Below are 19148 nucleotides of genomic sequence, written 5' to 3' on the forward strand. Positions count from 1 at the left end.
GTCGCAGCTTCGCGGGCTCGGCAGCGGCTACAGGGAGCGCGATCGGTGTAGCCGCTGCCGCAGGCTGCGATCGGCCCTGAACGGGACGTGCTCTTGAGGCCGTCGAAGGTCCTGCGGACCTTGTCGCAGCTTCGCGGGCTCGGCAGCGGCTACAGGGAGCGCGATCGGTGTAGCCGCTGCCGCAGGCTGCGATCGGCCCGGAACGGGACGTGCTCTTGAGGCCGTCGAAGGTCCTGCGGACCTTGTCGCAGCCTCGCGGGCTCGGCAGCGGCTACAGGTTCCGCGTTTACGTGGAGCGCTGGCCCGGCTTCAGAACGACCGCACGATCCTGCCCAGGGTTTCCATGGCCTGTTCCGCCGCTTCGTTCCACGGGCTGCCGTAGTTGAGGCGGATGCAGTTTCGAAAGCGCTGGGTCGGCGAGAAGATCGGTCCCGGGGCGATGCTGATGCCCTGGGCCAGGGCCATCTGGAACAGCTTCAACGAATCCATCTGCGCCGGCAGTTCCAGCCACAGGAAGTAGCCGCCGGCCGGCTGGCTGACCCGGGTCTGCGCCGGAAAGTAGCGGGCGATGGCGGCGAGCATGGCGCTCTGTTGTTCTTCCAGGGCATAGCGCAGTTTGCGCAGGTGGCGGTCGTAGCCGCCGTGTTGCAGGTAGTCGGCGATGGCCGCCTGGGCCGGCATCGAGGCGCACAGTGAGGTCATCAGTTTCAGCCGTTCGATCTTCTGCGCGTAACGCCCGGCGGCGACCCAGCCGATGCGGTAACCCGGGGCCAGGCTCTTGGCGAACGAGCCGCAATGCATCACCAGGCCCTCGGTGTCGAAGGCCTTGGCCGGTTTCGGCGCCTGCTGGCCGTAATACAGCTCGGCGTAGACGTCGTCCTCGATCAGCGGCACCTGATGGCTGCGCAGCAACGCCACCAGTTCCTGCTTCTTCGCCTCGGGCATGGTCGCGCCCATGGGGTTCTGGAAGCTGGTCATGCACCAGCAGGCCTTGATTGGGTGCCGTTCCAGGGTCTGCGCCAGCACCCCGAGATCAATGCCGTCCCGCGGGTGCACGGGGATTTCCACCGCCTTGAGTTTCAGGCGCTCCAGCACTTGCAGGCTGGCGTAGAAGGCCGGGGCCTCGATGGCCACCAGGTCGCCGGGTTCGGTCACCGCCTGCAGGCACAGGTTCAGGGCTTCCAGGGCGCCGTTGGTGATCAGCAGTTCTTCCATGGGCAGCATCAGCCCGCCGACCATGTAGCGCAGGGCGATCTGCCGGCGCAGCTGCGGGTTGCCCGGCGACATGTCGGTGACCACCACCCGTGGGTCCATCTCGCGGCTGGCGCTGGCCAGGGAACGCGACAGGCGTTGCAGCGGGAACAGGGTCGGGCTGGGAAAGGCCGAGCCGAACGGCACGGTGGTCGGGTCCTTGATCGAGTCCAGCACCGAGAACACCAGTTCGCTGACATCGACCTCGGTGGACTCGTTGACCTGGCTGCTGATCACCGGCTCCGAGAACGGGCTCGGCGCATGGGTGTTGACGAAGTAGCCGGAGCGCGGCCGGGCGCGGATCAGGCCGCGCCGTTCCAGCAGGTAATAGGCCTGGAACACCGTGGACGGGCTGACCCCATAGGTCTGGCTGGCATAACGTACCGAAGGTACGCGCTGGCCGGGGCCGAGCACCCCGGAGCGGATCAGTTCTGCGATGTCGTCGGCGAATTTTTCGTAGCGTTTCATGGGGCGGCTCGGGTTGGAGGCTGCGGTGGCTGAGCGATTTATCGCGAGCAAGCTCGCTCCTACAAGGACCAATGCGCACCTGTAGGAGCGAGCTTGCTCGCGATAGCCGCAAAGCGGCGCCCAGTCTAAGGGATCAACGGTTCAAGGGCGCAACAAACCGGCTCTTGGCCACGCTGTAGATCTGCGGCTGGTCGGCGTCGACCACCTTGAAACTCAGCTCCTGGGAACTGCTCTGCGGCTGGTCTGCGATCATCGCCACCGACACCGGCAGGTCGACGATCTCGCCCGCGGCCAGGCTGACTTCGGTCTTGCCTTGCAGCTGGAAGCCGTCGCCGTCCACCAGTTGCAGGCGGTAATCCTGGCGTTGCTGGGTCTTGTTGATGATCTTCAGGCTGTAGATGTTCTCGATCTGGCCCAGGCTGTTTTCGCGGAACAGGCCGCGGTCCTTGCTGACGTCCAGCGACACCATCGGTCGCTCCACCAGCGCCAGGGCCAGGGCGCCGATCATCACCAGCAGCACCGCGCTGTAGCCGATCAGGCGTGGGCGCAGCAGGTGGGTCTTGCCACCCTGCAACTGGTGTTCCGAGGTGTAGCTGATCAGGCCCCGGGCATAACCCATCTTGTCCATGATCGAATCGCAGGCGTCGATGCAGGCGGCGCAGCCGATGCATTCCATCTGCAGGCCGTCGCGGATGTCGATGCCGGTCGGGCAGACCTGCACGCACAGCTGGCAGTCGATGCAGTCGCCGAGGCCGATATTGGCGGGTTTCACGCCGCGTTTGCGCGGGCCGCGGATTTCGCCGCGGGCCGGGTCGTAGGAGATGGTCAGGGTATCCTTGTCGAACATCACACTCTGGAACCGCGCATACGGGCACATGTGCATGCACACCGCCTCGCGCAGCCAGCCGGCGTTGAGGTAGGTGGCGCCGGTGAAGAACAGCACCCAGAACAGGCTGACCCCGCCGATCTGCAGGGTCAGCAGCTCCTCGGCCAGCGGCCGGATCGGCGTGAAGTAACCGACGAAGGTCAGGCCGGTGAGCAGGCTGATGGCCAGCCACAGGGTGTGCTTGGCCGAACGGCGGATCAGCTTGTTCAGGTTCCAGGGCGCGGCCGCGAGCTTGATGCGCTGGTTGCGCTCACCCTCGGTGATCTTCTCGCACCACATGAACAGCCAGGTCCAGGAGCTCTGCGGGCAGGTGTAGCCGCACCAGACGCGGCCGGCGAACACGGTGATGGCGAACAGGCCGAAGGCGCAGATGATCAGCAACGCCGAGAGCAGGATGAAATCCTGCGGCCAGAAGGTGGCACCGAAGATGTGGAACTTGCTTTCCGCCAGGTCCCAGAGCACCGCCTGGCGGCCGCCCCAGTTCAGCCAAACGGTGCCGAAGAACAGCAGGAACAGGAAGCCCGCGCCGCTCATGCGCAGGGTACGGAACAGGCCGGTGAAACTGCGGGTGTGGATCAGGTTGTCGCTGGATTTGGCCTTCGTCTTTGGGCGCGCAGGCTCGAATGTTTCTACTAATCGGACGGGGATTCTTTCGCTCATGGTCGTTCGCTCATCAGCCTCCATCAGGCAGACGAACTATGCCCAGCGATCTGTTTGCATAACAGACTCAGGTATCGCAATAAAAAGCAGATCAGATGCCCGTCAGGCGCCGCCCTGCGACAACTTGCCATACCCGGCCAGGCGCCTGCTATCGGGCGCCGTCGGCGTCTGGCACAAGCCTACGCGAGGCACCGTGATGCAGATCAGTCAAATCACCGAATCACTGTTGCTGGCGCGCAGATGGCGCCGGCCGTCGGTGGCGCCTGCTACGGTCAATGCGTCGGCTTCTGCTTCGGTGATGTAGATACGCCGGCCTTCGAGGTCGACCGCCGACATCGACCTGGCCGCGTCGGTGATCACGGTCACGGCGCTGGCAGGCGGGCGTGAAGGTCTTCGGTGTCGAAATGGCAGATCCGGTTTTCGATGCGCAGGCTCATGGTCGAATCCTGTTGTGCGGTGGGTACGGTTTTTAGGGCCCGGCTGCCGTCCGGGGTTCTGCTCGACCGATCAATGGTCGCCCGCTGGCGGATCGCACCTTTTGCCCGGCGTCGCTGTCCTTTCATTAAGGAGGGCTGCCTCGTTGTCCGCCCGCCCGCCAATAAGAACCTGAGAACCCGAACCGAAAGGACCTGCGCATGAACGCCTGGTGGCATGAAGTCTGGGTCACCCTGCAAGCGGAGTTCGCCGACATCGGCGATGCCCGGCAACTCACCCAGATCACCGTGCGCCTGCTGATCGCCGCGCTGCTGGGCGGCATTCTCGGTTTCGAACGCGAGCACAAGGGCAAGGCCGCCGGGGTGCGCACCCATATGCTGGTGGCGCTGGGGGCGGCGCTGTTCGTGCTGGTGCCGCAGATGTCCGGCGCCCAGGCCGATGCCATGAGCCGGGTGGTGCAGGGGGTGATCGCCGGTATCGGTTTTCTCGGCGCGGGCACCATTCTCAAGGGCAAGCAGGACGAGGAAGGGCATGTCAAGGGCCTGACCACCGCGGCCGGGCTGTGGATGACCGCGGCGATCGGCGTCTCGGCGGGCGTCGGCCGCGAAGCCACGGCGGTGTTCAGCACTCTGCTGGCGCTGGCGGTCTTCAGCGTGATGCCCTGGATAGTGCGCAAGCTGGAAGGCGACGATGAACCGCCCGGATGAACGCCCTGAAGCGTCGCGGGCACACTCGCCGCCAGCAACGAAGGGATGCCCGCTGCCGGTTGGCGACGGCAGCGACGGGCAACCGATTGTCTACGCTTGTCATGGTTTGGGCGTAATGCTGTGACCGCAAGCGATGACCGGTGCCGGATCGATCGGCGGCTCTTCCTTGGGTGGTGGGGTAGTTTCGGGTGGATCTTCTTCGGGCACCGGTTGCGGCTCGGTGGGCGGCAACGTCGGGTGGTCGATGTTCGGGTCGGGCGTTTCCGCAGGGATCGGGATACTCATCGGCATGGCCTCCTTTGTGCTTGGTTTTGCACAGTCTCCCAAGGTGGACCCTCGCCCCGGTGATTTGATTCCCGGCGCGAAGGGAGGCAAATCCAGGTGAACTTTCCCGGCCCTGGTGTCTCGGAACCTAAGTGCTTCGCTGATCCGCGCGGGTCGTCGCCGACCCTGGGGGCCGCTCCCAAGAGAGGGCCCGCGCCGGAATAGACCAGCAACAGAGCGTCCATGGGGCGTAAGGGGTGATGCTCGATGACTGCCGAAAAAAGACCGACTGAACTGCAATACAACCCGAACCTGCCCCTGTCGCAGGCCTTGCTGCTGCCGCGTATCGTCATCGAGAACACCCGGCCGCTGATCGACGGTGGCCAGTTCGCGGTCAAGGCGGTGGCAGGGCAGGTGGTGCGGGTCAGCAGCAAGGTGTTCGCCGACGGCCACGACAAACTGGCCGTGCGCATCCGCTGGTGCGCCGAAGCCGACAGCCACTGGCACAGCGAAACCATGGAAGACCTTGGCAACAACGGCTGGGAAGGCCAGTTCACAGTGCCCAGCCAGGGCCGCTACCTGTATTGCATCGAGGCCTGGATCGATCAGTTCGCCAGCTTTTGCTACGACCTGCAGAAGAAACACCAGGCCGGCATCGCGGTCAGCCTCGAATTGCAGGAGGGCCGCAGCCATGTGCTGCACGCCGCCGAGCGCAGCGAAGGGCCGCTGCGCGAGCAGTTGCTGGCGCTGCACCATGAGTTGGCGACGCTGCTCGAAGCCGAGCAGGTGGCGCTGTTCCTGCACGAACGCAGTGCACGGCTGATGGCCGAGTCCGACCACCGTCCCTACCTGAGCCTGAGCCCGGAATACCCGCTGGACGTGGAGCGCGAACGCGCGCAGTTCGCCAGCTGGTACGAGCTGTTTCCCCGCTCGATCACCGATGATCCGGCCCGTCACGGCACTTTCAATGATGTGCACTCGCGCCTGGCGATGATCCATGACATGGGTTTCGACGTGCTGTACTTCCCGCCGATCCATCCCATCGGCCGCAGCTTTCGCAAGGGCCGTAATAACTCGCTGACTGCCGGCCCCGACGAGCCGGGCAGCCCCTATGCGATCGGCAGCGAAGAGGGCGGCCACGAGGCGATCCATCCGCAGCTCGGCAGCCGCGAGGACTTCCGCCGCCTGGTGGCCGCCGCCGCCGAGCACGGCCTGGAGATCGCCCTGGATTTCGCCATCCAGTGTTCCCAGGACCATCCCTGGCTCAAGCAGCATCCGGGCTGGTTCAACTGGCGCCCGGACGGCAGCATCAAATACGCTGAGAACCCGCCGAAGAAATACCAGGACATCGTCAACGTCGACTTCTATGCCATCGAGGCCATCCCCAGCCTGTGGCTGGAGTTGCGCGACATCGTGGTCGGCTGGGTCGAGGAGGGGGTGAAGATCTTTCGCGTGGACAACCCGCATACCAAGCCGCTGCCGTTCTGGCAGTGGCTGATTGCCGATGTGCGGGCGCGCTACCCGGAGGTGATCTTTCTCGCCGAGGCCTTCACCACGCCGGCGATGATGGCGCGCCTGGGCAAGGTCGGTTATTCCCAGAGCTACACCTATTTCACCTGGCGCAACACCAAGAGCGAACTGGCGACTTACTTCACCGAACTCAATCAGTCGCCGTGGCGCGAATGCTACCGGCCGAACTTTTTCGTCAACACGCCGGACATCAACCCGTTCTTTCTCCATGACTCGGGGCGCCCGGGGTTTCTCATCCGCGCCGCGCTGGCCACCATGGGCTCGGGCCTGTGGGGCATGTATTCGGGGTTCGAGCTGTGCGAGGCGGCGCCGGTTCCGGGGCGCGAGGAATACCTGGACTCGGAGAAATACGAGATCCGCCCCCGGGACTTCAGCGCCCCCGGCAACATCATTGCCGAGATCGCCCAGCTCAACCGCATCCGCCGACAGAACCCGGCGCTGCAGACGCACCTGGGCTTGCAGGTCTACAACGCCTGGAACGACAACATCCTGTATTTCGGCAAGCGTACCGCCGACCTCAGCAACTTCATCCTGGTGGCGGTCAGCCTCGACCCGTTCAACGCCCAGGAGGCGCATTTCGAGTTGCCGCTGTGGGAACTGGGCCTGCCCGACGATGCGCAGACCCAGGGCGAGGACCTGATGAACGGCCATCGCTGGACCTGGTACGGCAAGACCCAGTTCATGCGGATCGAACCCTGGCAGCAACCGTTCGGTATCTGGCGCATCAGCGTTGCCTGATTTTGCGGACGGCCCGGAACGGGACGTGTTCCTGGCGGCCTCGAAGGTCCTTCGGACCTTATCGCAGCCTCGCAGGCTCGGCAGCGGCTACAGGCGCGATCGGTGTAGCCGCTGCCGCAGGCTGCGATCGGCCCGGAACGGGACGCGCTCTTGGGGCCGTCGAAGGTCCTGCGGACCTTATCGCAGCCTCGCAGGCTCGGCAGCGGCTACAGGGCAGTTACACAGCCACGGACCAATGAATTTTTCAGGAGTTACCCATGGCGAAGAAACACAGGTCAGCCACCTTCATCAAGGACCCGCTCTGGTACAAGGACGCGGTGATCTATCAGGTTCACGTCAAATCCTATTTCGACTCCAACAACGACGGGATCGGCGACTTTCCCGGGTTGATCGCCAAGCTCGACTACATCGCCGACCTGGGGGTGAACACCATCTGGCTGCTGCCGTTCTACCCCTCGCCGCGCCGCGACGACGGCTACGACATCGCCGAATACCGCGGCGTCAGTCCCGACTACGGGACCCTGGCCGACGCCCGGCGCTTTATCGCCGAGGCCCACAAGCGCGGGCTGCGGGTGATCACCGAGCTGGTCATCAACCACACCTCGGACCAGCACCCCTGGTTCCAGCGGGCGCGCAAGGCCAAGGCCGGCTCCAAGGCGCGGGACTTTTATGTGTGGTCCGATGACGATCAGAAGTACGACGGCACGCGGATCATCTTTCTCGATACCGAAAAATCCAACTGGACCTGGGACCCGGTGGCCGGCCAGTACTTCTGGCACCGCTTCTATTCCCACCAGCCGGACCTCAACTTCGACAACCCGCAGGTGATGAAGGCGGTCCTGTCGGTGATGCGCTACTGGCTGGACATGGGCATCGACGGCCTGCGCCTGGACGCCATTCCTTACCTGATCGAACGCGACGGCACTAACAACGAGAACCTGTCCGAGACCCACGACGTGCTCAAGCAGATCCGCGCCGAGATCGACGCCAACTACCCGGATCGCATGCTGCTGGCCGAAGCCAACCAGTGGCCGGAAGACACCCAATTATATTTTGGCGATGTGAAGGGCAATGACGGCGACGAATGCCACATGGCCTTCCACTTCCCATTGATGCCGCGCATGTACATGGCGCTGGCCCAGGAAGACCGCTTCCCGATCACCGACATCCTGCGCCAGACCCCGGAGATTCCCGCCAACTGCCAGTGGGCGATCTTCCTGCGCAACCACGATGAGCTGACCCTGGAGATGGTCACCGACCGCGAGCGCGACTACCTGTGGAACTACTACGCCGCCGACCGCCGCGCGCGGATCAACCTGGGCATTCGCCGGCGCCTGGCACCGCTGATGGAGCGCGACCGGCGCCGGGTCGAGTTGCTCAACAGCCTGCTGCTGTCGATGCCGGGCACGCCGACCCTGTATTACGGCGACGAGATCGGCATGGGCGATAACATTTACCTGGGCGACCGCGATGGCGTGCGCACGCCGATGCAATGGTCGATCGACCGCAACGGCGGCTTCTCCCGGGCCGACCCAGCGAGCCTGGTCTTGCCGCCGATCATGGACCCGCTGTACGGCTACCAGTCGGTGAATGTCGAGACCCAGGCCGGCGACCCGCATTCGCTGCTCAACTGGACCCGGCGCATGCTGGCGATCCGCAAACAGTCCAAGGCCTTCGGCCGCGGCAGCCTGAAGATGCTGTCGCCGAGCAATCGCCGGATCCTGGCCTACACCCGCGAATACACCGGGCCGGACGGCAAGCACGAAATCATCCTCTGCGTGGCCAATGTGTCGCGCAGCGCCCAGGCGGCGGAACTGGACCTGTCGGCGTTCGCCGGCATGGTGCCGGTGGAGATGCTCGGCGGGAATGCCTTCCCGCCGATCGGCCAGCTGAATTTCCTCCTGACCCTGGCGCCCTACGGTTTCTACTGGTTTGTCCTGGCGACGGAAAACCAGATGCCGAGCTGGCATGTGGAGCCGGCCCAGAGCATGCCGGACTTCACCACCCTGGTGCTGAAAAAACGCCTCGAGGAATTGCTCGAAGCGCCGTCGCGCACCACCCTGGAGCAGAGTTCGCTGCCGACCTGGCTACCCAAGCGTCGCTGGTTCGCCGGCAAGGACAGCGCCATCGAACAGGTGCACATCGCCTATGGCGTGCGCTTTGGCGATCCGCAGCATCCGGTGTTGCTCAGCGAGCTGGAGGTCAGCGGCGGCGGCCAGAGCGGGCGCTACCAGCTGCCGTTCGGCCTGCTCGGCGAAGAGCAGATCGGCGCCGCGTTGCCGCAGCAACTGGCCCTGGCGCGGGTGCGCCGTGGCCGCCAGGTGGGGCTGATCACCGACGCCTTTGCCCTGGAAAGTTTTGTGCACAATGTCCTGCAGGCGATCCAGACGCACACCGTGCTGCCGTGTGGCGAGGGCGAGATCCGCTTCGAGGCCACGGAGCAACTGGCCGGGCTCGGCCTGGGCGCGGAATCCGAAGTGCGCTACCTGTCCGCCGAGCAATCCAACAGCTCGGTGGTGATCGGCACCAGCCTGGTGCTCAAGCTGATCCGCAAGGTGGCCAGCGGCGTGCACCCGGAACTGGAGATGAGCGCCTACCTGACCGCCGCCGGCTTCCAGCACATTTCACCCTTGCTCGGTTCGGTGATCCGCCGGGACGGGCAGGGCGAGGACAGCCTGCTGATGATCGCCCAGGGTTACCTGAGCAATCAGGGCGATGCCTGGGAGTGGACCCAGAACAACCTGGAGCGGGCGATCCGCGACGAACTGGCCGACGCCATGTCCGAGCAGGACCAGCATTACAACGCCCTGGGCGAGCTGCGCGACTTTGCCGGCATGCTCGGCCAGCGCCTGGGGGAAATGCACCAGGTCCTCGCGGCGCCGACCGCCAACCCGGCCTTCCGCGCGCGGCCGAGTACCGACAAGGACGCCCAGGCCTGGGCCAGGCAGATTGGCGCGCAACTGGAACGGGCCTTGCACTTGCTCAAGCAGCATCAGGCTGAGCTGACGGCCGAGGATCGACAGCGCGTGGCGTCGTGGAGCCAACACAAGACGGCGATCCTGGCGCATATCCAGGGCCTGGCGAAACAGGCGGTCGGCGGCCTGCGCATGCGCGTCCACGGCGACCTGCACCTGGGCCAGGTGCTGGTGATCAAGGGCGACGCCTACCTGATCGATTTCGAGGGCGAACCGGCCCGGCCGCTGGACGAGCGCCGGGGCAAGCACAGTCCGTACAAGGACGTCAGTGGGGTGCTGCGCTCCTTCGACTATGCCGCGGCGCTGGCCCTCGGCGGCCAGAGCCTCGACGCCTCGGCCCACGCCCTGGCGGCCCGGCAGCGGGTCACCGAGCGTTATCTGCGCGAAGCCCGCGAGTCGTTTGTCCAGGCGTACCGGCTGGCGGCAGCTAGTCTTGCTCATGCTTGGCAGGAAAAGAATGGCGAGGACGCCGCGCTGGCCTTGTTCAGCCTGGAGAAAGCAGCCTACGAAGTGGCGTATGAAGCGGAAAACCGTCCGGCCTGGCTCGCGGTGCCGCTGCGGGGGCTGCATGTGCTGCTAAGTGATATGAAGGTTGAGTGATGTGAAACCCTTTTCCGATACAAAAAGTGCTGGAGAGCAGTCATGAGTTTCTCGAACAAGGAACAGGGTGAGGTCAAACAGGCAATGCCCGCCGCGCGGGATGTCGAGGCATTGGTGCGTGCCGAGCACCAGGACCCCTTTGCTGTGCTCGGCCCCCATGGCGACGGCGCCGGCGGCCAATTCATCCGTGCCTTCCTGCCGGGCGCCCTGAGTGTGCAGGTGCTGGCTCGCGATGGCGGGACAGTGCTGGGCAGCCTGGAAGGCACCGAGGTGCCGGGGTTGTTCGTCGGGCACTTTGCCCAGGCCCAGCCCTATCTGCTGCGCACGCAATGGGCCGGTGGCGAGCATATTGGCGAAGACCCTTACAGCTTCGGCCCGTTGCTGGGGGAGATGGACCTGTACCTGTTCGCCGAGGGCAACCACCGCGACCTCAGCGCCTGCCTCGGCGCGCAGCTGAAAACCGTGGAGGGCGTCGACGGCGTGCGTTTTGCGGTCTGGGCGCCGAATGCCCGGCGGGTCTCGGTGGTCGGCGACTTCAACGTCTGGGACGGACGGCGGCACCCGATGCGCCTGCGTCATCCGTCCGGGGTCTGGGAGCTGTTCGTGCCGCGCCTGGGCCCGGGCGAAGCCTACAAATATGAAATCCTCGGCGCCCACGGCATCCTGCCGCTGAAGTCCGACCCGGTGGCGCTGGCCACCCAGCTGCCGCCGGATACCGCCTCGAAAGTCGCCAGCCCGCTGAGCATCGACTGGCAGGACCTCGACTGGATGCAGGCCCGCGGCGAACGCCAGCGCACCGACGCGCCCTTGTCGATCTACGAACTGCATGCCGGCTCCTGGCAATGCGAGGTGGACGATCTGGGCGAGGTGGCGCGCCAGTACGACTGGCACGAACTGGCCGAACGCCTGATCCCCTATGTGCAGAACCTGGGGTTCACCCATATCGAGCTGATGCCGATCATGGAACATCCCTTCGGCGGTTCCTGGGGCTATCAGCCGCTGTCGCAGTTCGCCCCCAGCGCCCGCTACGGCAGCGCCGACGACTTCGCGGCATTCGTCAACGCCTGCCACCTGGCGGGCATCGGGGTGATTCTCGACTGGGTGCCGGCGCACTTTCCCACCGACGCCCACGGCCTGGCGCAATTCGACGGCACCGCGCTGTACGAGTACGGCAACCCGCTGGAAGGTTTCCACCAGGACTGGGACACCCTGATCTACAACCTCGGGCGCACCGAGGTCCACGGTTTCATGCTGGCGTCGGCGCTGCACTGGCTCAAGCATTTCCATGTCGATGGCCTGCGGGTGGATGCCGTGGCCTCGATGCTCTACCGCGACTATTCGCGCAACGCCGGGGAGTGGGTGCCCAACCGCCATGGCGGACGCGAGAACCTCGAAGCCATCGACTTTTTGCGTCACCTGAATGACGTGGTGTCCCTCGAGGCGCCGGGCGCCCTGGTGATCGCCGAGGAGTCCACGGCCTGGCCGGGCGTCAGCCAGGGCACCCAGCAAGGCGGCCTGGGCTTCGCCTATAAATGGAACATGGGCTGGATGCACGATTCGCTGCATTACATCCAGCAGGACCCGGTGTACCGCGCCCATCACCACAACGAACTGAGCTTCGGCCTGGTGTATGCCTGGTCCGAGCGCTTCATCCTGCCGATCTCCCACGATGAAGTGGTGCACGGCAAACGCTCGCTGATCGACAAGATGCCCGGCGACCGCTGGCAGAAGTTCGCCAACCTGCGGGCCTACCTGAGCTTCATGTGGACCCACCCGGGCAAGAAGCTGCTGTTCATGGGCTGCGAGTTCGGCCAGTGGCGCGAATGGAATCACGATCAGCAACTGGACTGGTACCTGCTGCAATACCCCGAGCACCGCGGCGTGCAGAAGCTGGTGGGCGATCTCAACCGGCTGTACCGCGAACAGCCGGCGCTGCACGACCAGGACGACGCGCCCCAGGGCTTCCAGTGGCTGATCGGCGACGACGCGATCAACAGCGTCTACGCCTGGCTGCGCTGGAGCAAGGACGGCAAGCCGCTGCTGGTGGTGGCCAACTTCACCCCGGTGCCGCGCCAGGCCTACCGGATCGGCGTGCCCTTCGCCGGGCGCTGGGGCGAGTTGTTCAACAGCGACTCCGATACCTATGCCGGGTCCAACTATGGCAATGGCGGCGGGGTGTTCACCGAGGACGTGGCGAGCCACGGCCAGGCGTTGTCGCTGGCGTTGAACCTGCCGCCGCTGGCGGTGCTGATCCTGCAACCCGAAGCGTGATATCGACTGCCCGCTGCGCGCAGCGGATCGCGAGCAAGCTCGCTCCTACAGAGGTTGCGTGTTCCCTGTAGGAGCGAGCTTGCTCGCGATGACATCCGCCCAGACACCCTCAAGTTGTCCCTGAAAACCCAATCCCTGTAGCCGCTGCCGCAGGCTGCGATCGGGCTCGCAGAGCCCGCAACCCGGACGACGCGTATGGCCGATGCTCCCTTTGCGTTGGCTGCGCCGCCGATCGCAGCCTGCGGCGGCTACAGGTTTTTACCAGCGCATCCGCACACCCAGGCTGCCGATCAGCCCGTTGAGGTCGTTGTCGTCCACGTCGCTGCTGTAGTCGGCGCTCACATACAGGCTGACGACGGGGGTAAGCCTGGCCACCAGGCCCAGGCCGACTTCGACCGTGGAGGACTTGCGGCTGCTGCTGATCTTGTCGACCTTGTCCAGGGTCAGGGTGTCGCCGCTGTATACCGTGTGCCACAAGCTGGTGCGCACATAGGGTTCCACCGAGTGCCCGGCGACGTCGTAACGGCCTTGCAAGTGGGCCCCGACGCGGCCGCTCCAGGCGTTCAGGTTGCCGGCGGAGTGGGTGCTGCTGTCGGCATTCGGGTTGTCCAGGCTGACGCGCTGGTTGATCAATTGCGCCTGGGGTTCGACCACCCAGTTGTCGCTGATGCCGATGGGAATCCCGCCTTGCACCGACAGGGTCACCGCGCTGCCTTCGGCGGCTTGCCGCTGGCCTTGCTCGGTGCGGCTGAAGCCGCTGACCCGGGCGCCGCTGGCCGACAGATCGACGTGCCAGCCCTGCGGACCGGTCAGGCTCCAGAACGCGCCAAGACTTTGACCCTGGACACTGAAACGGTCGTTACGCGGGTCGCTGAAGCCGCCGGGCACGCCCTGGCCGTTGGCCTGGAACTGGCTCTGGCCGCCCAGCAGGCCGATGCGCTGGGTATGCCCGCTGCTGCTTTCCAGGGTGTAGAGCACCGGGCCGTCGGGCGTGTCGTTGATGCTGCTGGCAAAACGCGAACCGAGGTAGCCGACTTCGGTCTGCCGCGCCGCGGGCCCGTACAGCGGGTCCCAGACCTGCGGGCTGCCTTGCACGATACCCAGGCTGTTGCCCCGGGGCTGGCTGGCCGGCATGGGCGTCGCGGAGGGCGCGGGTGTCAACAGGCGGTTCAGGAGCAGGTCCTGGCGATACCAGAGCTGCGCCTCGTCCTCGGCAGGGGACGCTTGTACCTCCATGGAAGAACACAGCAATACCGAAGCGGAAACTGTGCACAGAATGATCTTGATCTCTTGTGGGGTGAGTGAAGTTTTCATGGAGGGCTACCTTGCAATCGCATGCCGTGTCTCGCCGTGGCGTCTCTCCTACCCCGAATGAGGGGCGACCGAGTTCGTTGAGGCAAGGCTCGGCGGCCCGCTCTAGAGCAGGTATCCGAGGCTTGCCCCTGGTTGTATTTCCGGGGGTAGTAAGCTGTAGCTAAGGAGACGACTCCGCGATCGTCAAGAAAATGACCGACCAATGGCGTAGGTAATTCAGGCGCTGTAACCGACTGAAAAAAAGCGATTCTCTAAGTTCTTGTTTGTGCAAAAAAACGTCGGAAGAGACGGGGGAAAGCAATTTTCGGTAGCCCACTACCGACTCGTCCTTTGCGGGCGAGTCGGTGATTTTCCTGGGCCAAGGGCCGTGGCCAGCGCGCTGGCCGCTTCGTCCATCAGGTCGGCGACCGCGGTTGCCGGAGAGGCGAGAGTGGCCTGGTGGGCCGCCAGACAGATGATCCTCGATGCCTGGGCGAAGGCATCAGAGGTGCACTTCCACCGCCAGCGGCAGGTGATCCGACAGGTGAGTCCAGGGCTTGTGCCCGAGGATCTTCGGTGCGTGGCTGCTGGCGTTGCGCAGGTAGATGCGGTCCAGGCGCAGCAGTGGCCAGCGCGCCGGGTAGGTCTTGGCCGGCCTGCCATGGTGGCGTTCGAAGGCTTCGTGCAGGTCGTCGCGGCGGGCGAGGGTGGCATTGCCATGCAACTGCCAGTCGTTGAAGTCGCCGGCGATGATCACCGGCGCATCGTCCGGCAGCGACTCGAGCAACTGGCACAACAGCGCCAGTTGCAGCTGGCGATGGCTTTCCAACAGGCTCAGGTGCACGCAGATCGCGTGCACTTCGGCATGCCCCGGTACATCCAGCACGCAATGCAACAGCCCGCGGCGCTCCGGGCCGGTGATCGAGACATCGAGGTTGCGGTACTGGCGGATCGGGTATTTCGACAGCAGGGCGTTGCCGTGATGGCCATCGGGATAGACCGCGTTGCGCCCGTAGGCGAAGTCGCTCCACATGCTGTCGGCGAGAAACTCGTATTGCGACTGCTGGGGCCAGTTGCCGTAGCGGCTGGCGTGGCGGTCGTGCTCGCCCAGCACTTCCTGGAGAAACACCAGGTCGGCCTGGGTGCTGCGGACCGCGTCACGCAGCTCCGGGAGAATGAAACGGCGGTTCAGGGCGGTGAAGCCCTTGTGGGTGTTGACGGTCAGGATGCGCAGGCGATGGACCGCCGGGGTTTCGTCTGGCGCTGCCGACGTGACCGGACGCCTGGTTGAATCGGTGCTCACGCTCACTCCTCGTAATCAGGGCGGTTACTCATGCGACTGACACTTTGCCGGTCAGTTCAGGTTTTCCCCCGGTCTGCCCGCATCGGGGCAGCCCTACATGAAAAAGATTTCGTAGGACTGGCGCAGCCGCTCCAGCACCACCGGCGTCAGGGTCGGGGCCAGGCCGATGCCCGGATCGCCCTGCAACTGGCTGGCATAGGCATGCGCCGCGTGGCGCTTGCGGGCCACGGTCCAGGTGTCGAGGCGCAACTTGCGGGCGCGGTGCCAGGGCAGCAGCTGTTCATCGCGCGCCGGCCAGTGCCAGGCCCACACCGGCACTTCGTGGAACGCCACGCCAGCCTGGGCCGCGGCCTTGGCGCTGGCCCGGCCGACGGCGTCGTGATCGTCGTTGCCGTCTTCGCGCCAGGTGCTGAACACCACGTCATCGGGGCGCAGGTAACGGCCAATGAACTGGCTCAACTGATGCTCGCGTTCCTGCAGCCCACTGTCGGCAAAACCGCCGCGAATCCACTGCAGGCTGTGCAGGGGCAAACCCAGGCGGCGCAGGGCCTCGACACTTTCCTGGGGGCGGAACACGCTCAGGCGCCGCTCCGACCACAGGTCGGAGCCGGGGTGGCTGGCGCTGCCGTCGGTGATGGAAATCAGTTGCAGCGGATGGCCATGGTGGGCCAGTACCTGCAGCAGGCCGCCGCAGGTCAGCACTTCGTCGCCGGGGTGCGGGGCAATGACCACCGCACGAAATCCGGGCGGCACCAGGCTGGCAAGGTTGATGGAGGGGACGTCGAGCAGTTGGCGGGCGCCGTTCCAGACCTGCTCCGGCCAGTTGTCGCTCAGGGGTATGGATCTCATGGGTGTCACATCCTTGTTCCGGGGCAGTCGGCGCGCGGTGACGGACCGGGCCGCTTGGGTTCGCACCCGGTATCGGTCCGGGTGCCGGCGCTCCATACCTTGGATTGCCGTCCTGCAAGAGCGTTCAATCATACACAGCCGTTGGCCACCGTCGCAGGGGGCAGCGATTTTTTCCGATGGCGACGCTCAGCTGTTCAAGATAGCGGGGAATGGATATCCGGCACCATCGTACATGTGTCTGATGGGCTGGCCACTGCCCGCCATTCAATCCGGCAAATGGCCAATGACCTGCTCAATCGTCATCCTCGTGCTGCAGTTCGAACAGCAGCAGCGAGCGCCCGGTCACCGAGTACCGGTGGCCGAACTCGAAGCGTTCCTGGCCTTTCACCGAGGGCTGGTTGGTGTCGATCATGCAGGTCCAGAAGCCGCCGTCGGGCACTTCCGGCAGGCTGAAGTTGACGATGTCGTGATGGGCGTTGACCACCAGCAGCAGGGTCGCGTCGGCGCCGGGGCGGCGTATCCCGGTTTCCTGGGCGCGGCCGTCGAGCAGCATGCCCAGGCAGCGGCCGTGGCTGTCCTGCCATTGTTCGATGGTCATCTCGCTGGCGTCCGGGGCGAGCCAGGTGACGTCCTTGACCCCGATATCCTCGTTGTAGTTGCCCACCAGGAAGCGTCCGCGGCGCAGGATCGGGTAGGTCATGCGCAGCTTGACCAGGCGCTTGACGAACTTCAGTAGCGACTTGCCGTCCTCGTCCAGGTCCCAGTTGACCCAGCCGATTTCGCTGTCCTGGCAATAAGCGTTGTTGTTGCCGTGCTGGGTACGGGCGAACTCGTCGCCGGCGACCAGCATCGGCGTGCCCTGAGCCAGCAGCAGGGTGGCGAAGAAATTGCGCATCTGGCGCAGGCGCAGCGCATTGATCTGCGGGTCGTCGGTGGGGCCTTCGACGCCGTGGTTCCACGACAGGTTGTGGTTGCTGCCGTCCTGGTTGTCCTCGTCGTTGGCTTCGTTGTGCTTGTCGTTGTACGACACCAGGTCATGCAGGGTGAAGCCGTCGTGGGCAGTCACGAAATTGACAGAGGTATAAGGCCGCCGGCCGCGCTGGTTGAACATCTCGCCGGAGGCGGTCATGCGCGCGGCGAAGTCGGCGAGCTGGCCGTCGTCGCCCTTCCAGAAGGCGCGCACGGTGTCGCGGAACTTGTCGTTCCACTCTACCCAGCCCGGCGGGAAGCCGCCCACCTGATAACCGCCGGGGCCGATGTCCCACGGCTCGGCGATCAGCTTCACCTGGCGCAGCACCGGGTCCTGGCGGCAGGCCACGAGGAAGCTGTGGCGCTCGTCGAAGCCATCGTGGTAACGCCCGAGAATGGTTGCCAGGTCGAAGCGAAAACCGTCCACGTGCATTTCCGTGGCCCAGTAGCGCAGCGAGTCGGTGACCATCTGCAGCACGCAGGGATGGCTCAGGTCGAGGGTGTTGCCGGTCCCGGAATCGTTGATATAGAAGCGTTTGTCGTCGGGCATCAGGCGGTAGTAGGAGGCGTTGTCGATGCCGCGCATGGACAGGGTCGGGCCTTGCTCATTGCCCTCGGCGGTGTGGTTGTAGACCACGTCGAGTATCACTTCGAGCCCGGCTTCGTGCAGGTGCGCGACCATTTCCTTGAATTCGGCGATCTTGCCGCTGGCCAGGTAGCGCGGGTCGGGGGCGAAGAAGGCGATGCTGTTATAGCCCCAGTAATTGGTCATGCCCTTGTGCAGCAGGTGCTGGTCATTGACGAAGGCATGGATCGGCAACAGCTCCACCGACGACACCCCGAGCTTGCGGATGTGTTCCAGCACATCGTCGACCATCAGCCCGGCGAAGGTACCGCGCACCGCCTCCGGCACCGAGGGATGACGCATGGTGAAGCCGCGCACGTGAGTCTCATAAATGATCGTTTTGTCCCAGGGCACGCTGACCCGATGATCGTGGCCCCAGGTGTGGGCCGGGTCGATCACTTTGCATTTGGGTACGAAGGGCGCGCTGTCGCGCTCGTCGAAACTGAGGTCGGCGTCGGGGTGCCCGATGGTGTAGCCGAACAGCGCTTCGGACCATTTCAGCTGGCCCACCAGCTGCTTGGCATACGGGTCGATCAGCAGCTTGTTGGGGTTGAAGCGATGGCCGTTGGCCGGGTCGTAGGGGCCATGCACCCGATAGCCGTAGATCAGCCCAGGGTGGGCGTCGGGCAGGTAGCCGTGGAAGATCTCGTCGGTGTATTCCGGCAGTTCGATGCGTTCCAGCTCGACTTCGCCCGTGGCATCGAACAGGCACAACTCGACCTGGGTGGCATTGGCCGAGAACAGGGCGAAGTTGACCCCCAGGCCGTCCCAGGTCGCACCGAGTGGGAAGGGCAGGCCTTCGCGGATGCGCGAGGGCTCGGTGGCTTGCGGGGTTTTCGGCGTGGCGGCTGCTTTGGCGGTGGTCATGGGTGCTCCTGCGAATCAGATGGGCGAATGGGCTCCCTGTGGCGCTCGGGCGCGCCACGCACATGGGCAAGGTCGGCAGTGGAGGGTGGCGCGAACGCCTCGCGGCAGAGGCGTCAGCTGGTCGCTGGCTTGCGCGGTGCCCGCGGCTTTTTCGCCGCGCTGCTTTTGCCTCCGGGCGGCACCTTTTCTCCAGGAGGTAGCTTTTCTCCAGGAGGTACCAGGGGGGCCGCCGCCGCGGGTTTGGCGACGGCCTTGGGCTTTGCCGCGGGCTTGCCGGGTTTGGCGCTGGCGGCACGGGTCGCCCTGGGCGGCTTGCTCGGGGCCAGGGCCTCGGCTTCGGCCAGCTTGCGGGCCATTTCCCAATGCCGGTGTTCCTGGCCGTCGGGCCGGCCTTCCGATTCCCAGATTTGATAGGCGAACTCACGAATGCGTTTGTCGTCGGTACTCATCGCAATGC

12 protein-coding genes and 1 pseudogene are annotated in these 19148 nt (G+C 65.1%); 4 read left to right on the forward strand and 9 right to left on the reverse strand.

From position 1 onward, the window contains the following. Positions 1-309 precede the first annotated feature (309 nt). From mapR to AC07VU_RS19180, 3 genes and pseudogenes are all read right to left on the reverse strand, one after another. The gene (mapR, locus tag AC07VU_RS19170; RefSeq protein ID WP_007930974.1) at positions 310-1719 is read right to left on the reverse strand and encodes a GntR family transcriptional regulator MpaR; all 1410 of its coding nucleotides are present in this window, start codon (positions 1717-1719) and stop codon (positions 310-312) included. Between the two features lie 133 nt (positions 1720-1852). Beyond that, positions 1853-3265, reverse strand: a complete 1413-nt coding sequence (gene ccoG / locus AC07VU_RS19175; RefSeq protein WP_274306717.1) for a cytochrome c oxidase accessory protein CcoG — start codon at positions 3263-3265, stop codon at positions 1853-1855. Between the two features lie 207 nt (positions 3266-3472). Further along, positions 3473-3702 (reverse strand): annotated as a pseudogene (locus AC07VU_RS19180) (DUF3203 family protein). Between the two features lie 198 nt (positions 3703-3900). Here AC07VU_RS19180 and AC07VU_RS19185 point away from each other — a divergent pair. Further along, the gene (locus AC07VU_RS19185) at positions 3901-4407 is read left to right on the forward strand and encodes an MgtC/SapB family protein (protein ID WP_007930978.1); all 507 of its coding nucleotides are present in this window, start codon (positions 3901-3903) and stop codon (positions 4405-4407) included. 99 nt (positions 4408-4506) lie between these two features. Here the strand turns inward: AC07VU_RS19185 and AC07VU_RS19190 are convergent, their stop codons facing one another. Further along, the gene (locus tag AC07VU_RS19190) at positions 4507-4692 is read right to left on the reverse strand and encodes a hypothetical protein (RefSeq protein ID WP_007930980.1); all 186 of its coding nucleotides are present in this window, start codon (positions 4690-4692) and stop codon (positions 4507-4509) included. Positions 4693-4938: 246 nt separating this feature from the next. On the opposite strand from AC07VU_RS19190, the gene AC07VU_RS19195 reads away from it, so the two are divergent. The 3 genes from AC07VU_RS19195 (at position 4939) to glgB (ending at position 12785) form a co-directional block, all read left to right on the forward strand. Beyond that, a complete protein-coding gene (locus AC07VU_RS19195; protein ID WP_457276336.1) occupies positions 4939-6939 on the forward strand; it encodes an alpha-1,4-glucan--maltose-1-phosphate maltosyltransferase in 2001 nt (666 codons plus the stop codon). Positions 6940-7196: 257 nt separating this feature from the next. Next, the gene (gene treS, locus AC07VU_RS19200; RefSeq protein ID WP_495030261.1) at positions 7197-10514 is read left to right on the forward strand and encodes a maltose alpha-D-glucosyltransferase; all 3318 of its coding nucleotides are present in this window, start codon (positions 7197-7199) and stop codon (positions 10512-10514) included. Between the two features lie 42 nt (positions 10515-10556). Continuing rightward, the gene (gene glgB, locus AC07VU_RS19205) at positions 10557-12785 is read left to right on the forward strand and encodes a 1,4-alpha-glucan branching protein GlgB (protein ID WP_274306721.1); all 2229 of its coding nucleotides are present in this window, start codon (positions 10557-10559) and stop codon (positions 12783-12785) included. Positions 12786-13043: 258 nt separating this feature from the next. Here the strand turns inward: glgB and AC07VU_RS19210 are convergent, their stop codons facing one another. The 5 genes from AC07VU_RS19210 to AC07VU_RS19230 all read right to left on the reverse strand — a co-directional run bounded on the left by AC07VU_RS19210 (position 13044) and on the right by AC07VU_RS19230 (position 19140). Beyond that, positions 13044-14099, reverse strand: a complete 1056-nt coding sequence (locus tag AC07VU_RS19210) for an autotransporter domain-containing protein (RefSeq protein ID WP_277588922.1) — start codon at positions 14097-14099, stop codon at positions 13044-13046. A 481-nt stretch (positions 14100-14580) separates the two neighbouring features. Next, positions 14581-15381 carry an endonuclease/exonuclease/phosphatase family protein gene (locus tag AC07VU_RS19215; RefSeq protein WP_274300799.1) on the reverse strand — a complete coding sequence of 267 codons (801 nt, stop codon included), beginning with the start codon at positions 15379-15381 and terminating at the stop codon, positions 14581-14583. 93 nt (positions 15382-15474) lie between these two features. Next, positions 15475-16230 carry a PIG-L deacetylase family protein gene (locus AC07VU_RS19220; RefSeq protein ID WP_007926788.1) on the reverse strand — a complete coding sequence of 252 codons (756 nt, stop codon included), beginning with the start codon at positions 16228-16230 and terminating at the stop codon, positions 15475-15477. Between the two features lie 292 nt (positions 16231-16522). Continuing rightward, on the reverse strand, positions 16523-18691 hold the full coding sequence (gene glgX / locus AC07VU_RS19225) for a glycogen debranching protein GlgX (RefSeq protein WP_102679984.1): 2169 nt from the start codon (positions 18689-18691) through the stop codon (positions 16523-16525). A gap of 113 nt (positions 18692-18804) precedes the next feature. Beyond that, positions 18805-19140, reverse strand: a complete 336-nt coding sequence (locus AC07VU_RS19230) for a DUF2934 domain-containing protein (protein ID WP_053261022.1) — start codon at positions 19138-19140, stop codon at positions 18805-18807. Positions 19141-19148: the final 8 nt, after the last annotated feature.

The organism is Pseudomonas sp. GW821-FHT02B10, from assembly GCF_059421865.1.